At 58.7% G+C, this 14,620-nt stretch carries 15 protein-coding genes; all 15 read left to right on the top strand.

The features are described 5' to 3' along the window. The first annotated feature begins 8 nt into the window (after positions 1–8). Positions 9–1,055 carry an ABC transporter ATP-binding protein gene (locus tag GOV88_RS00170; RefSeq protein WP_171124870.1) on the top strand — a complete coding sequence of 349 codons (1,047 nt, stop codon included), beginning with the start codon at positions 9–11 and terminating at the stop codon, positions 1,053–1,055. Between the two features lie 74 nt (positions 1,056–1,129). Next, the gene (locus tag GOV88_RS00165) at positions 1,130–2,341 is read left to right on the top strand and encodes an ABC transporter substrate-binding protein (RefSeq protein WP_171124868.1); all 1,212 of its coding nucleotides are present in this window, start codon (positions 1,130–1,132) and stop codon (positions 2,339–2,341) included. A 67-nt stretch (positions 2,342–2,408) separates the two neighbouring features. Further along, positions 2,409–3,431, top strand: a complete 1,023-nt coding sequence (locus GOV88_RS00160) for a carbohydrate ABC transporter permease (RefSeq protein WP_171239176.1) — start codon at positions 2,409–2,411, stop codon at positions 3,429–3,431. 1 nt (position 3,432) lies between these two features. Continuing rightward, positions 3,433–4,587, top strand: coding sequence for a carbohydrate ABC transporter permease (locus GOV88_RS00155; RefSeq protein WP_171239175.1), 1,155 nt, complete (start codon positions 3,433–3,435; stop codon positions 4,585–4,587). 127 nt (positions 4,588–4,714) lie between these two features. Beyond that, positions 4,715–5,245: an ester cyclase gene (locus GOV88_RS00150; RefSeq protein WP_170566240.1), complete on the top strand. Its 531-nt coding sequence runs from the start codon at positions 4,715–4,717 to the stop codon at positions 5,243–5,245. 10 nt (positions 5,246–5,255) lie between these two features. Next, entirely contained in the window at positions 5,256–6,587 is a 1,332-nt protein-coding gene (gene hisD / locus GOV88_RS00145) for a histidinol dehydrogenase (protein ID WP_171124860.1), read from the top strand. Next, positions 6,584–7,639, top strand: a complete 1,056-nt coding sequence (locus tag GOV88_RS00140; protein WP_171239174.1) for an ester cyclase — start codon at positions 6,584–6,586, stop codon at positions 7,637–7,639. Before hisD ends, GOV88_RS00140 begins: the two co-directional genes overlap by 4 nt. Beyond that, positions 7,636–8,400 (top strand): SDR family NAD(P)-dependent oxidoreductase, encoded by a 765-nt coding sequence (locus GOV88_RS00135; protein WP_171124856.1) that lies wholly within the window; start codon positions 7,636–7,638, stop codon positions 8,398–8,400. The genes GOV88_RS00140 and GOV88_RS00135 overlap by 4 nt, the downstream gene beginning before the upstream one ends. Then, entirely contained in the window at positions 8,400–9,443 is a 1,044-nt protein-coding gene (locus tag GOV88_RS00130) for a LacI family DNA-binding transcriptional regulator (protein WP_171239173.1), read from the top strand. The genes GOV88_RS00135 and GOV88_RS00130 overlap by 1 nt, the downstream gene beginning before the upstream one ends. Continuing rightward, on the top strand, positions 9,440–10,429 hold the full coding sequence (locus GOV88_RS00125; RefSeq protein ID WP_171124854.1) for an ester cyclase: 990 nt from the start codon (positions 9,440–9,442) through the stop codon (positions 10,427–10,429). Before GOV88_RS00130 ends, GOV88_RS00125 begins: the two co-directional genes overlap by 4 nt. Before the next feature lie 154 nt (positions 10,430–10,583). Continuing rightward, on the top strand, positions 10,584–11,543 hold the full coding sequence (locus GOV88_RS00120) for a cupin (protein ID WP_171124852.1): 960 nt from the start codon (positions 10,584–10,586) through the stop codon (positions 11,541–11,543). Further along, positions 11,540–11,896: a trans-aconitate 2-methyltransferase gene (locus tag GOV88_RS00115; RefSeq protein WP_171239172.1), complete on the top strand. Its 357-nt coding sequence runs from the start codon at positions 11,540–11,542 to the stop codon at positions 11,894–11,896. The genes GOV88_RS00120 and GOV88_RS00115 overlap by 4 nt, the downstream gene beginning before the upstream one ends. A 74-nt stretch (positions 11,897–11,970) precedes the next feature. Beyond that, positions 11,971–13,095, top strand: a complete 1,125-nt coding sequence (locus GOV88_RS00110; protein WP_171124849.1) for a cobalamin-independent methionine synthase II family protein — start codon at positions 11,971–11,973, stop codon at positions 13,093–13,095. Continuing rightward, positions 13,092–13,787, top strand: a complete 696-nt coding sequence (locus GOV88_RS00105) for an alpha/beta fold hydrolase (protein WP_171239171.1) — start codon at positions 13,092–13,094, stop codon at positions 13,785–13,787. The genes GOV88_RS00110 and GOV88_RS00105 overlap by 4 nt, the downstream gene beginning before the upstream one ends. Beyond that, positions 13,784–14,479, top strand: coding sequence for an RraA family protein (locus tag GOV88_RS00100; protein WP_171124847.1), 696 nt, complete (start codon positions 13,784–13,786; stop codon positions 14,477–14,479). Before GOV88_RS00105 ends, GOV88_RS00100 begins: the two co-directional genes overlap by 4 nt. Positions 14,480–14,620: the final 141 nt, after the last annotated feature.

The following is a 14,620-nucleotide window of genomic DNA, read 5'->3' as shown; positions in this document are numbered from 1 at the left end:
GGGGCATCATGGCGGAAATTCAATTGCGCAACGTCGGCAAGCGCTGGGGCTCGTTCGTTGGGGTTCATAATTTCGACCTGACAATTGCGGATCGTGAGTTTCTGGTTCTGCTGGGGCCGTCGGGCTGTGGCAAAACCACGACGATGAGGATGATTGCCGGGCTTGAAGACGTGACCGAGGGTGAAATTCTGGTTGATGGCAGAGTCGTCAACGATCTTGAGCCCAAGGATCGGGACGTGGCGATGGTGTTCCAAAGCTACGCTCTGTATCCGAACATGAACGTCTATGAAAACATCCGCTTTCCTCTGAAAGTGCGCGGGATTGATCCCTCGACCCATGACGAAAAAGTTCGCCAGGCCAGCGCGATGGTGGAATTGGATGACTTCCTGCATCGCAAACCTGCCGAACTGTCTGGTGGACAGCGTCAGCGCGTGGCGTTGGCCCGCGCCATCGTGCGCGAGCCGAACGTGTTCCTGATGGATGAACCGCTGTCCAATCTGGACGCCAAGCTGCGGGTTTCGACGCGGGCGCAGATCAAGAACCTCAGCCATGAACTGGCGGTGACGACGATCTATGTGACCCACGACCAGATCGAGGCGATGACGCTGGCTGACCGCGTTGTCGTCATGAAACAGGGCGTAGTTCAGCAGGTCGGCAGCCCGACCGAGATTTACGACCGGCCTGCCAATACATTTGTCGCCAGCTTTATCGGCTCGCCTGCGATGAACCTCATGGACGGAGAGGTGTCGGGCGGTGTGTTCCGCGCCGAGAACGTCCAGATTCCGGTCGATGCCCCCGATGGCCCCCTGACCTTGGGTTTCCGGGCCGAAGACGCGGGCCTTGCCGAAGGACAGGGCGAAATTACGGCTCCGATCTACACGCTCGAACTGCTGGGTGACGCGACCATGATCTCGGTCCGCGTCGGTGGTGCGCTGGTGTCCGTGAAAGCCGACAAAGCATTCCGCGCCGAGATCGGCGAAAGCGTCTCGTTCTCGGTGCCGAAAGACATCTGTCACCTCTTTGAAGCTGAAAGCGGTGCGCGGATCGGGGCATAGCCCCACAACAGCCCAACCGGGCACACAACCGGTCCGGACGTCGACGACGGACCGATCCTGACAGGGAGAAACGCATGAAACTCAAAACAATCCTCTTGGCCGGTGCCATGTCCTTTGCCGCCGCAGGCGCGTGGTCGGACTGTGCCTTTGAAAACGATGTCCCGCTAAAGTCGCTCTCGGCCGGGTTTGAAGCCTGGAAAGCCGTGACCGACGCGATGGCCGAGTGCGGCAATTTCAGCGCCTCGCTCGATCAGGAATTCCGCGAAAAACAGCCCGAAGCGTTTGCGGCTGATCCCGCGCTCTACCAGATTGGCGGCGTCTCGAACGCCACGCTGGTGCCGCTGCTGAACGCGGGCACTATCCGGCCGCTGGATGATCTGGTTGAGAAATACGGACAGGACCTTCTGCCGAACCAGTTGATCAAGGTGGACGGCAAAACCATGGCGATTGCTATGATGGTGAACGCGCAGCACCTGATGTATCGCGACGACGTTCTGGCCGAGCTGGGCATCGAAGAACCCAAGACCTATGCCGACGTTCTGGCCGCAGCCGCCAAGATCAAGGAAGCGGGCGCCATGGACTATCCGATTGGCGGTACGTTCAAGACCGGTTGGAATCTGGGTCAGGAATTCGTCAACATGTACCTTGGCGAAGGCGGCCAGTTCTTTGGCGACGGCAACATGCCCGCGATCAACAACGAACAGGGCGTAGCCGCGCTTGAGACGATGAAGGCCATGACCGAGTTCATGGACCCGGAATATCTGGTGTCGGACTCGACCTATGTTCAGCAGCAGTTCCAGCAAGGCAAGATTGCGATGGCGAACCTTTGGGCCAGCCGCGCGGCTGCCATGAACGACGAAGCCGAAAGCCAGGTGGTTGGTAAGGTTACGATGGCCGCAGCCCCGATGGGATCGGCTGTTCCTGCGACCACGATTTGGTGGGACGGTATCGTGCTGGCCTCGAACATGAGCGATGAAGAGGCCGACGCCGCCTTCCGTGTCGCACTGGAAGGTATGGATGGTGACATGGTCAGCGCCAACAACGACACGGCGGTCTGGCTCAGCACTGCGTATACCCCGGGCGATCTGGCCGCCGGTGCCGCGGCCTCGGCCGAAGGTGGCGCCAAAGCCTATCCTGCGTCCGGTCCGATGGGCATCATGCACACCTCTCTGGGCAATGGTCTGGCGGACTATCTGACCGGTGCCAAGGATGCGCAAACCACACTGGCCGACATTGAGGCGGATTACATCACCGCTGCGAAAGAGGCTGGTCTGATCAGCAACTGATCCTCTCTGGGGAGGGCCCTGCGCCCTCCCGCTTTTTCCACCCGAGAACCATGAGAAAGGCAGAGCCATGAATATCCGGACATTTGCCGCCTTTGTCGGCCCCTCTGTCTTTATGATGCTTCTCTTTATCGCGTTCCCGCTGGTCAGCGTGTTCAAGCAGAGCTTTTACGTCACCCAGCCGATCTATGAGACGGTTGAGAAGGAAACCTGCACGCCGGGCTTTCTCACGCAGACCTGCGTGACCGAGCTGGTGTCGCAGCCGAAACTGGATGAACACGGCGAGATTATCACCCAGACCCAGTATGTCGGATTGCAAAGCTACCGTAACGTGCTAGAGCCCGAGCGAGCTTGGCGCGCGATCAGCGACGGGAATTGGCAGGTTCTATCCACGATCAACTTCTGGAAAGCGCTGCGCTTCACGCTGACCTTCACGCTGATCACGCTGCCTTTGGTGGTCGGATGCGGTCTGGGTATCGCGGTTTTGATCAACAATGCGGCCCGGTCGATACGAGGCCCCGTGATCTTTATCTCGCTGCTGCCCTTCATCATCACGCCTGTGATCGGCGTCTTGTCGATCAACTGGCTGTTTCGCGGCGACGGGATCATGACAGCGTTGATCGAATGGTGGTTGAACCGCGACATCGCGTTGTTTGCCCAGGCGTGGACGATCGAAATCCTGATGATGCTTTACCGCGTCTGGCACGTCGCGCCGTTTGCCGCCATCGTCTTCTATGCGGGTCTTCAGACCGTCAATCAGGACAGTCTGGAAAGCGCCGTCATCGACGGGGCAACGCGCTGGCAGCGGATGAAGTACATCGTGATCCCGCATCTGATGCCGCTGATCATCTTCGTGTCGATGATCCACCTGATGGACAGCTACCGGGTGTTTGAAGAGATCGTCGGCTTCTCGAGCCAAGGCTACGTCATCTCGCTGCAATGGCTGACCTTCGATTATCTGACGCCGGATCAGGCGGGTAACCGGTCGATCAGTCGGGCCTCGGCCAACTCGATGTTGACCATGATCGGTGTTGTCATCCTGCTTATCCTGCCGCTGCGCCGTACATGGCGCGATCACAAAGGAGGCCACTGATATGTCCTCACGCGCGCTTCGCCAGCCTTTCAGCCTGCGGCTGACCTCGAACATCTTTCTGGCGCTTTGGTGCCTGATTGCGGCCTTCCCGATCTTCTGGATCGTGGTGATGAGCTTCAAGTCACCCGTCGATGCCTTTGACAGCAACGCGCTGAACGTGATTTTTGGCCCCGCGACCTTGGGCGTCGGAAAGGGATTGTCCCTGCTGGATATCATTCTGGGTATCGCGATGATCTGGGGAACGATCACTCTGGCAACCAAAAAGCTGCCGTCGATGATCAAATCCTACACCAAGCCCAGGCAGGAGTGGTTTGGCTGGCTGATCGGCGTGCTGGCTTTGCTGGTTGGCTTCCTATTGCTGTTTTTTGTTGTACTTCCCGCCATTCTGAATGTGCTGAATCCAGTATTCGGTCCTTTGGGGCGGGACGTGCTGGGCCTGACCACCGAACATTACAAAACGGTCTGGATTGACCGGGGGTTCTCGAACAACTTCAAGAATTCTCTGATCGTTACGACCGGGGTGGTTACCGTGTCCCTGACCGTCGGAACGCTGGCCGGGTACGGTCTGGCACGGTCCGGGTCCACGCTGGCATTCTGGATTCTGATTGTGGCTTTGGTGTTCCGCGCACTGCCGCATTCGGTTCTGGTTGCGGGCTACCTGCCAGTTTTCATCAATTCGGCCGAATGGCTCAGCCCCATTCTGGGGGAAAACGCGCCGACCCTGTATGGCAAACCCTTCGCGGTCATCGCGGTTCTGGTTGCGATCAACCAACCCTTTACAATCTGGATGCTGCGGTCCTTCTTCCAGAATATCCCTGCCGAACTGGACGAGGCCGCCCGCGTCGATGGGTGCAGCCATTTTCAGGCGTTCCGCCGTGTGATCATGCCGGTGATGTGGCCGGGGGTCATCACAACCGGACTGTTCAGTTTCCTTCTGGCCTATAACGACTTTCTCGTCACCGCGCTGCTGCTGGATGCACAAAACCAGACGATGGTTCCCGCTATCGTCGGCATGTTCAACCGTGAGACCACGACCACCGATCAGGTTGTCGCCGTGGCCGCCGCCGTGTCGATCACCGCGCCGCTGATCTTCCTTGTCCTGATCTTCCAGCGTCAGATCGTCAGCGGTCTGACAGCAGGGGCGGTGAAAGGCTGATGAGCAACCACGCCCGCCATAACGCCATGTCGCGCCACCCGGCGCTGAACAGGATGCCCAGAGATTTTCTGAGTGTCGGGGGTCACGCCCCCAACACCACTCTCTGGCAACCTGAAAGGATATGGAAATGAAAGGTTCGCGCCCCGAACAAGCGGTTTTGACCCGTGACACTGACCTGAGCAAAACAGACGACACGCGCCGGGTTATCGAAACCATGGTGGATGGTCTGAATGACCATCGCATTGACGACATTGGCGAGTTTTTCGCGCAGGGCTTTCGCTGGATGGGCAATCAGGGCTGCGGCACGAAGACCGGCCTGCAGGAATTCCAGAACAACTGGCAGCGCCCGTTTCAGGCGGCGTTTTCCGACAAGGTCTGCATTGATGAGGCCCGCCTTTACATGGGGGAATGGGCTGCCGCCTTCGGCCGTCAGGAAGCAACCCATTCCGGCGAGTTTCTGGGCATCGCCGCGACAGGAAAGCGGGTCGAGATCCGGTACATGGATTTCTGGAAAGTCGTCGACGGCAAGATTGTCGACAACTGGGTGAACGTGGATTTTGCCCATGTCGCAGCCCAACTGGGCGTTGACCTGTTCAACGGTCAGGGCTGGGAAGCATTTGACCGAGGGGAAAAACTTCCACCTCGGCCCGAAAACTGAGGATTGAAAAATGGCAATCGAGTATCTCAAACGCGGTAAATCTGACGCTGACCGGGCCGAAGATGACGCCAAAACCCGTGCCGTGGTCGAAGCGACGCTGAAAGACATTGAAACCCGCGGCGATGTCGCCGTGCGCGAGCTGAGCGAGAAATTCGACAATTATTCACCGGCCTCGTTCCGGCTGTCGCAGGACCAAATCGAAGACCTGATCAGCCAGCTTTCCGACCGTGAGCTGGCGGATATCAAGTTCGCCCAAGAGCAAGTGCGTAACTTTGCGCAGGCGCAACGGGATTCGATGCTGGATATCGAGGTCGAAACCCTGCCGGGCGTTATACTGGGCCACAAGAATATCCCTGTGCAGTCCGTTGGTTGTTACGTTCCCGGCGGTAAGTTCCCGATGGTGGCTTCGGCGCATATGTCGGTGGCGACGGCGTCCGTTGCGGGGGTTCCACGCATTATCGCCTGCACGCCTCCGTTTCAGGGCAAGCCAAACCCTGCGGTCATCGCGGCCATGCATCTGGGCGGAGCACACGAAATCTATGTCATGGGCGGCATTCAGGCCATTGGCGCAATGGCGCTTGGCACTCAGACAATCAACCCCGTTCATATGCTGGTCGGCCCCGGCAACGCCTTTGTCGCCGAAGCCAAACGCCAGTTGTTTGGCCGTGTCGGCATCGACCTGTTCGCAGGCCCGACCGAAACCATGGTGATTGCAGATGAAACCGCGGCCGATGCGGAACTGTGCGCGACCGACCTGCTGGGTCAGGCTGAACATGGATATAACAGCCCCTGCGTGCTTTTGACCAACTCGCGCAAACTGGCCGAGGAGACTTTGGCCGAAGTTGATCGGCTGCTGGACATTCTGCCGACGGCGGACACCGCCAAAGTGTCGTGGGCGGAATATGGCGAGGTCATCGTTTGCGAAACCTATGACGAGATGCTGAAGGTGGCCGACGACATTGCCTCGGAACATGTGCAGGTGATGACGGATCGTGACGATTGGTTCCTTGAGAACATGACCTGCTACGGGGCGCTGTTCCTTGGGGCTCGCACCAATGTGTCGAACGGGGACAAGGTGATTGGGACGAACCACACCTTGCCCACAAAGAAAGCAGGGCGATACACGGGCGGTCTTTGGGTCGGCAAATACCTGAAAACGCACTCGTACCAGAAGGTTCTGACCGACGAAGCGGCAACTCTGATCGGTGAATATGGCTCGCGCCTGTGCATGCTGGAAGGGTTTGTGGGGCACGCGGAACAATGCAACGTGCGCGTTCGCCGGTATGGGGGCATCAACGTGCCATACGGAAAGGCCGCGCCGTATAGGGATGCGGCGGAATGAGTGACCAGCACAGTCTGCACAAAGACCTGATCGCCCCGCTGAGGGCAGCGATGTACGACTTTTCCGAAGCCGGGGTGCGTCGCGTCCTGGTTGATCTTTGTGCGCCCGATGCCTTGTTCCGCCTGTGTCATCCGTTCGGAGACATGACCGGCAGCGAAACCTACTACGATGGCGTTTACAAGGGCTTGCTGACGGCGTGGCCCGATCTGGAACGGCGCGACTATATCGTCATGGCCGGACCGGATGAGTTTGGCGCTGATTGGGTCGGTTGCGGCGGGTACTACACCGGCACCTTCACCGGACCATGGCTGGATATCCCGCCAACAGGTCATCAGGTCACGATGCGGTTCCACGAATTCTATCGGTTCGTGGACGGTAAAGTGGTCGAGATGCAGGCGCTTTGGGACATCCCCGAGGTGATGATGCAGGCAAATGCGTGGCCCATGGCCCCCAGCCTTGGCCGCGAATGGCACGTGCCCGGTCCTGCGACCCAAGATGGGTTCGTGCCCGGCCCCTATGATGCGGCCAAGGGCAAGGAAACCTGTCAGCACATCATCGACATGCTGGAATACCTCAAGAAACACCCATCAGTGGGCGGTCCCGAAGTGATGGAGATGGAGCGGTTCTGGCATCCCCGCATGAACTGGTACGGCCCGTCCGGGATCGGCACAGGGCGGGGTATTTCCGGGTTCCGCAACTGGCATCAGATCCCCTTCCTGAATGGCATGCCAGATCGCGGGCAATATGTGGATGACATCACCTATCACTTCTTCGGAGATGGAGAGTATGCGGCCGTCACTGGTTGGCCCAACATGATCCAGACTGTGACCCATGACGGCTGGATGGGCATTGCGCCTTCAGGCAAAAAGATCACCATGCGCAGCCTCGATTTCTGGCGTCTCGAAGACGGCAAAATTCGCGAAAACTGGGTGCTGGTCGATCTTCTGGATGCTTTTCGGCAGCTTGGCGTTGACGTCTTTGCCCGTCTGCGGGAATTCAATAAGGCCCGCAATCTGGGCCGTATCGAAATACCTGACGGAATGAGCCAATGACAGACCTGCCCCGAACGCCATCCTTTTCCCTGAACGGCAAAACCGCCCTGGTGACCGGAGCGTCATCGGGCATCGGGCAGGGATGTGCCGTTGCTCTGGCCGAGGCCGGGGCACATGTGGTGTGTGCGGCGCGCGGGGCAGATCGGTTGCAAGACACGGTGGCCGCGTTGCAATCGAACAGCTGGTCCGCAGAAGCATTGGTCGTGGATCAAACGGATCTGGAGGCGCTGAAAACCCTGTTTGCGTCCCGTGTGTTTGACGTCGTCGTCAATTCCGCGGGATTGGCGCGGCACAGCCGGGCGACCGAGACAACGCCCGAGGATTTCGACGCGGTCGCAAATCTGAACCTGCGATCCGCGTATTTCCTGTCGGCCTATGCAGGCAAGGCTTTGATCAACGCCGGCAAACGCGGCTCGATCGTCCATATCTCAAGCCAGATGGGTCATGTCGGCGGGATTGACCGGGCGGTCTATTGCGCGACCAAGCACGGGCTGGAGGGTATGGTTAAGTCGATGGCCATCGAATGGGGCAAACAGGGCGTACGGATCAACACCGTGTGCCCGACCTTCATCCGCACGCCGCTGACGCAATCGACCTTCGACAATCCCGAACGCGCCGCGTGGATCATGGACATGATCAAGCTGGACCGCGTGGGCGAGGTCGAGGACATCATGGGTGCCGTGCGCTACTTGGCGTCGGACGCGTCGGCGCTTGTGACCGGCACCTCCATGTTGATTGACGGCGGGTGGACGGCAGACTGATGGCTGAGAAAATTACATCCCTTCAGGTCGCGCAGCGCGCAGGCGTCAGCCAGTCCGCCGTCAGCCGCGTCTTCACGCCCGGAGCATCCGTCAGCAAGAAGACCGAGGAAAAAGTGCGCAAAGCCGCTGAGGAGTTGGGATATCGCCCAAACGTGCTGGCCCGCGCCATGGTCTCTGGCAAAAGCCGCATCATCGGTTTGGTGGTCGGTTATCTGGACAACTACTTTTATCCCGAAGCGTTGGAGAAACTGTCGAACGGTTTGCAGGAGCATGGCTATCACGTTCTGATATTCATGGCCTCTCGGTCGGCTGGCAACATAGACGACGTGATGGAGGAGATTCTGGATTATCAGGTCGACGGCGTTGTTCTGGCCTCGGTCCCGATGTCTTCCGATATCGCGACGCGGTGCCAGCAGGCAGGTGTCCCGGTTGTCCTGTTCAACCGTAGTCAGGATATCGAGGGGATCACTACCGTCACGTCGGATAACTACGCAGGCGGCCGAAAGGTGGCCGAGTTCCTTCTGGCGGGTGGGCACGAACGGATCGGCTATATCTCGGGGTGGCAGGGCGCCTCGACTCAGCGTGACCGCGAGGCGGGTTTTCGGGCGGTGTTGTCCGAAGCGGGTCGATCCGTGTTTGCGGTGCAGGACGGGATGTTTCACACCGAAAACGCCCAAGCCGCTGCGCGTCAGATGTTTGATGTAGACCCCGACGAACGCCCCGACGCGGTATTTGTGGCCAACGACCACATGGCATTGGCCGTGATGGACGTAATCCGGTTTGAACTGGGGTTGCGCATCCCCGAAGATGTCTCGGTCGTTGGTTATGACGACGTTCCTCCGGCTGGATGGCCAGCGTATAACCTGACAACGATCCGACAACGGGCCAATCTGATGGTCGCGGAAACCGTCGCGGCCCTGCTGGACCACATTCAAAATCCCGATGCAGTCGAGCCACGCAAGGTCGCGATTGACGGCCCGCTGGTCGTGCGAACCTCGGCGCGGCTGCCGCGGGGCTGGACTCCACAAAGGACAGAAACATGAAGGGCTTTGATCCGAAATTCCGGGATTTCCCGGACTATATCGTCGGTATCACCAAGGAAATCTGGGAAGATCGCGGTATCGCGACCTTGCACGACTACTACGGTGAGGACATCGTGGTCCGGTCGCCCGGTTCCGTCGTTTTGGGGAACCAGAACGTGATCGGCGCGACCATGGCGACCTTGGCAGAGTTCCCGGATCGCCAGCTTCTGGGCGAGGACGTGATCTGGTCCGGCACCCCGGAACAAGGCATGCTCAGCTCTCATCGCATTCTGTCCACGGCCACACATTTGAGCGAAGGCGTCTATGGCAAGCCCAAGGGAAGCAGACTGCAATACCGGATCCTCGCGGATTGTCATGCGAAAGATAACAAGATCGATGACGAATGGCTGATCCGGGATCAGGGGGCGATCGTCCGTCAGTTGGGCTGGGATCCCAAGGGCTATGCGGCCGATCTGATCGCGCGGGAAAGCGGCCCTGAAAAATGCGTCCGGCCCCTGACCCCATCCAACGATGTCGAAGGTCCCTATAAGGGAAAGGGAAACGACAACGCGTGGGGCCAGCGCCATGCCGATCTGCTGACCCGGATGATGAACGCGGATATGGGCGCGGTCGAGCGTGACTATGACAGGGCCGTGCAATCCGAATACCCAGGTGGTGTGACAGGGCATGGGTGGGATCCGGTTGACCGGTTCTGGATGTCATTGCGTGCCGCGATGCCCAACGCCACGTTCACCATCCATCACCAGATCGGGCGCGACGATCCCAACATGCCGCCGCGCTCGGCCCTGCGGTGGAGCCTGCACGGAACCCATGACGGTTGGGGCACATTTGGCGCGCCGACAGGGGCCGAGCTTTATGTTCTTGGCATCAGCCATGTCGAGTGGGGAGAGCTGATTGGCGGCGACATCAGGGTTCGGCGCGAGTGGACCCTGTTCGATGAAACCGCTGTTTGGAAACAGGTGCTGCTGGCCACAGGGGACGTGTAATGCCGCAAAGCCTTGCCTTGCTCGACACCAGCGAAGGAACCCGGCGACTGCATTGTCACCGGGCGTCTTTGCGGGCACGGCGGCTGAACAATCGTCCTCCGGGCGCAATGGGTTCGATCGACCTGCCGCACTGCTATTCGTTTCGGAGACTATCATGAGCACAATACAACACCGCATCGTTCGCTATGGCGAACTTCGGCCCTGCAAAACCGCCTTTATCGACGCCCACACACCGGGATCGGACCAAAAGGAAAACTTCACGATCATCGGCGGCGGGGTGTCCGAGTCGCCTGATCAGCACGTCCACATCACCGATAAGATCGGGTTCAACATTGGCGCGGCGGGACAGCCGCCCAAGTGCCGCAACTCGCTGCACAGCCATACAACTGCCGAGGTGTTCTTTGTTGCCAAGGGCTGTTGGCGCTTTTTCTGGGGTCGCTATGGGACAGCGGGCGAGTTCATCGCCGAAGAGGGTGATATCTTCAACATTCCCACGGGTATCTTCCGTGGTTTTGAAAATGTCGGCCAGGACTACGGCATGATCATGTCGATCCTTGGCGGGGATGATGCAGGCGGCGGGGTGACATGGGCTCCGCAGGTGATCGAGGACGCGCAGGCGCATGGGCTGATGCTGGGTGACAACGGGGTTCTTTATGACTCCAAGAAAGGGCAGGAACTGCCTCACAACGTGCATCCTATGCCGGTGCTGACCGACGAACAGTTGAAAGACTACCCTGAGGTTCCGGTCGAAGATGTGGTTGGCAAATACGTTGCTCGTTACTGGGACCTGATGGCGCTGTCAGCCAATAAACCGGCCCAAGTGATCGGTGAAAACGGTCTGATTAAGGATAAGCCCGGGTTCGAGGTCGACTTCCTTGGGCGTGGATCTAGTGTGACCGATCCGGTTGTCGCTGAGAAACCGGTTGTTCTGATGCCCGCAAGCGGACACTGGCGGGTTTCGGTCGAGGGGTTTGAAACCACAATATCAAATGGGGATACTGCCTTGGTTCTGCCGGGGGAACGCTATAGCGTTGAACCGTCGATGACCGGGCAGGCGGGTCTGTACCGGATCAAGGCGACTGACGACCCGGCAGGAGCAACCTGGACTGGATGATCGCGGATCCCGAAGATACCCACGCCGTCTACGAGCGTCAGGCCAAGGCTTATGACGATCAACGGTCGCGTGAGCGCTGGCCAAATGCTGATTGGCGCCAGGCGGACGGGCGTACTTTTGAGTTGGATCAACTTTTCGATGGGATCATTGCCTGGAACAATTTCTCCCACCTGACTGCAGACCAACAAAAAGAAGGTATCGCCCGCATGGCGCGCCATGGTGGAATGTTGTTGCAGACCGTTGGCCCCAATGCGGGGGTAGAGCACGGCACGGTTGGAACAGAAAGCGTTTATCACGCCTCGTTGTCTCCGACCGGCTATCCCGTGTGCCTTGATAAAGTGGTCTGCGTATGACTGGGCTCCTTGCAAAGAAAAAGGAAACCGAAAGCCACAGCGTGCTGATGGCGCGAAAGAATTAGGAGGGCTCAATGTCGGTCCAGACTACTCATGTCGGGTCTTTGCCGCGTTCGCAGGACGTGGTGGATTTCATCTTTGCCAGGGAACGGGGCGAACCCTATGACGTAGCCGCGTTTGATGCCTGCATGTCCGACGCCGTAACTGAAACGGTGAGCAAGCAAGTTGAAGCCGGGGTGGACATTGTTAGTGACGGCGAGACCTCAAAGATTTCATACGCGACTTACGTAAAGGACCGTTATACAGGCTTTTCCGGTGACAGCCCGCGTAACGCCCCCGCCGACCTGAAAATGTTCCCCGGCTTCCTGCAACGGTTGGCTGATGACGGTGGCACACCACAATACGCGCGCCCCATGTGTACCGGAGAGGTGCGCTCGAAGGGGCAGGGCGAACTGGAAAAAGATATAGCCAATCTCAAGGCCGCGATGACGCAGCATGGGGTGAAGCGCGGGTTTATGAACGCTGCGTCGCCGGGCGTGATCTCGCTTTTCTTGCAGAACGATTTCTATTCGACGCGAGAGGCCTATCTGGCCGCCCTGGCAGATGCGATGAAAGAGGAATACGAAACTATCGTTGCTGCCGGTTTGGACTTGCAACTGGATTGCCCCGATCTGGCCCTGTCTCGCCATATGCTGTTCACTGATTTGTCTGATGAGGAGTTTGTCAGGATCGCCAACATGCATGTTGAGGCCCTGAACCATGCGCTGCAGAACGTGCCGCAGGATCGCGTCCGGGTGCATATCTGCTGGGGTAACTACGAGGGTCCGCATTGCTGTGATATTGCGATGGACAAGGTTTTCAGCACGCTGATGGCCACCAAGTCGCGTTATGTCCTGTTCGAAACGTCCAACCCGCGCCACGCGCATGAATGGACCGTATTCCGCGACCGTAAAGCCGAAATCCCCGGTGACAAGGTTTTGGTGCCGGGCGTGGTCGATACCACCACCAATTTTGTCGAACATCCAGAGCTTGTCGCCCAACGGATCGACCGATTCACCAGCATCGTCGGTACGGATCGTGTGATCGCAGGCAGCGATTGCGGCTTTGGTACTTTCGCCGGGTTCGGCGCGGTGGACCCGCAGATTGCCTACGCCAAGCTCATCGCACTGTCCGACGGCGCAAAGCTGACCAGTGCATGACGCCGCTTATCTTCTTACCGGGCATGATGTGCGATGCCCGCCTCTTCGGTCCTCAGATCCAGGCTTTGTCGGGCAGGGTGCCCGTGATGACCTTCCCATTGAGCCAGCATGACGATGTAGAGGCGATGGCGGCCGATACCCTGAATCATGCGCCACCAAACTTCGCCCTCGCTGGCCTGTCCATGGGCGGTATCGTGGCGATGGAGGTGGTGCGTCAAGCACAAGACCGGGTCACGCAATTGGCTCTGCTCGACACCAACCCGCTGGCCGAAAAGCCCGAGGTCAAAGCCCGCCGCGCGCCGCAGATGGCGGCTGTAAGTGAGGGTCGACTATGGGATGTGATGCGGGATGAGATGAAGCCCAACTACCTTGCTGACGGTCCCCCGCAAGGGGCTATTCTTGACCTGTGCATGGCAATGGCAACCGATCTGGGCCCGGATGTGTTTCTGCGCCAGTCGCAAGCGCTGATGGGCCGTCCAGACCAATGCGCGACCCTTTCATCCTACGCGGGCAAAACACTGGTCCTGTGCGGGCGTGACGACGGACTTTGCCCGGTTGAACGTCACCAGATGATGCATGACCTACTGCCGCAAAGCACGTTGGAGATCGTCGACGGGGCAGGTCACTTGCCCACACTGGAAAAACCCAAGGAAACCACAGCGGCCTTGATCCGCTGGCTGGAGGACACATGACACCATCCCTATTGTCTCTGCTTCGCAAGGTCGACACGCCCACCGTCTGCAACGCCATTGAGGTGGCGCAGGGCAAACGCGGGTTTGACCGGTTCACGCGTGGCACCATGCTCAGTTCGGCACCGAACGAACCGGCAATCGTCGGCTATGCGCGCACCGCCAAAATTGCAGCGGTCCATCCGCCGACCGAGCCGCAGGAGGTCATCAAATGCCGACGCATGGCCTATTATAAATATATGGCCGAAGGCCCAAACCCATCAGTCGCGGTGATTGAGGACGTGGATTATCCGGACTGCATCGGAGCTTATTGGGGTGAGGTCAACACTACGGTTCACAAAGGCTTTGGCATGTCTGGCGTGGTGACCAATGGTGTCATGCGCGACCTCGGAGACCTGCCCGAAGGTTTCCCAGTTGTCGCCGGTTCGATCGGGCCGAGCCATGGTTTCGTCCATGTCCGCGAGATCGACACGCAGGTCTCGGTATTCGGTCTGACGGTCAATTCGGGAGAACTGATGCACGCCGACCGACACGGTGCTCTGGTGGTTCCCGAGGATGTCGTCGATCAATTGGAAGCCGCAATCCAAAAGCTATTGACAACAGAGCACATTATCCTCGACGCGGCGAGCCAGCCGGGATTTGATTTTGAAGTATTCGAAACCGCTTGGTCAGCCTTCGAGAAAGCGAGGGTATGAATTTAGGTCACTTCGTCTTTGCGTCAGCAATGGTTTGCCAAAAGTGAGCCTAAGTGAGGGTTAGTACTGAGGCTATCAAAAACCACTTTAGAATTAGAGCATGCCGCGCTGCGGCAAAAGCTGAAACCCGAAGGTCGGCTT

The sequence above is a fragment of the Ruegeria sp. HKCCA5491 genome (assembly GCF_013034565.1).
Classification (GTDB): Bacteria; Pseudomonadota; Alphaproteobacteria; order Rhodobacterales; family Rhodobacteraceae; genus Ruegeria.
This window is presented reverse-complemented; position numbering and strand designations above follow the sequence as displayed.

What these genes read in the sequence shown, in the direction of transcription:
- GOV88_RS00170 (WP_171124870.1), top strand. Translation starts at nt 9, where the DNA reads ATGGCGGAAATTCAATTGCGCAACGTCGGCAAGCGCTGGGGCTCGTTC.
- GOV88_RS00165 (WP_171124868.1), top strand. Translation starts at nt 1,130, where the DNA reads ATGAAACTCAAAACAATCCTCTTGGCCGGTGCCATGTCCTTTGCCGCC.
- GOV88_RS00160 (WP_171239176.1), top strand. Translation starts at nt 2,409, where the DNA reads ATGAATATCCGGACATTTGCCGCCTTTGTCGGCCCCTCTGTCTTTATG.
- GOV88_RS00155 (WP_171239175.1), top strand. Translation starts at nt 3,433, where the DNA reads ATGTCCTCACGCGCGCTTCGCCAGCCTTTCAGCCTGCGGCTGACCTCG.
- GOV88_RS00150 (WP_170566240.1), top strand. Translation starts at nt 4,715, where the DNA reads ATGAAAGGTTCGCGCCCCGAACAAGCGGTTTTGACCCGTGACACTGAC.
- hisD (WP_171124860.1), top strand. Translation starts at nt 5,256, where the DNA reads ATGGCAATCGAGTATCTCAAACGCGGTAAATCTGACGCTGACCGGGCC.
- GOV88_RS00140 (WP_171239174.1), top strand. Translation starts at nt 6,584, where the DNA reads ATGAGTGACCAGCACAGTCTGCACAAAGACCTGATCGCCCCGCTGAGG.
- GOV88_RS00135 (WP_171124856.1), top strand. Translation starts at nt 7,636, where the DNA reads ATGACAGACCTGCCCCGAACGCCATCCTTTTCCCTGAACGGCAAAACC.
- GOV88_RS00130 (WP_171239173.1), top strand. Translation starts at nt 8,400, where the DNA reads ATGGCTGAGAAAATTACATCCCTTCAGGTCGCGCAGCGCGCAGGCGTC.
- GOV88_RS00125 (WP_171124854.1), top strand. Translation starts at nt 9,440, where the DNA reads ATGAAGGGCTTTGATCCGAAATTCCGGGATTTCCCGGACTATATCGTC.
- GOV88_RS00120 (WP_171124852.1), top strand. Translation starts at nt 10,584, where the DNA reads ATGAGCACAATACAACACCGCATCGTTCGCTATGGCGAACTTCGGCCC.
- GOV88_RS00115 (WP_171239172.1), top strand. Translation starts at nt 11,540, where the DNA reads ATGATCGCGGATCCCGAAGATACCCACGCCGTCTACGAGCGTCAGGCC.
- GOV88_RS00110 (WP_171124849.1), top strand. Translation starts at nt 11,971, where the DNA reads ATGTCGGTCCAGACTACTCATGTCGGGTCTTTGCCGCGTTCGCAGGAC.
- GOV88_RS00105 (WP_171239171.1), top strand. Translation starts at nt 13,092, where the DNA reads ATGACGCCGCTTATCTTCTTACCGGGCATGATGTGCGATGCCCGCCTC.
- GOV88_RS00100 (WP_171124847.1), top strand. Translation starts at nt 13,784, where the DNA reads ATGACACCATCCCTATTGTCTCTGCTTCGCAAGGTCGACACGCCCACC.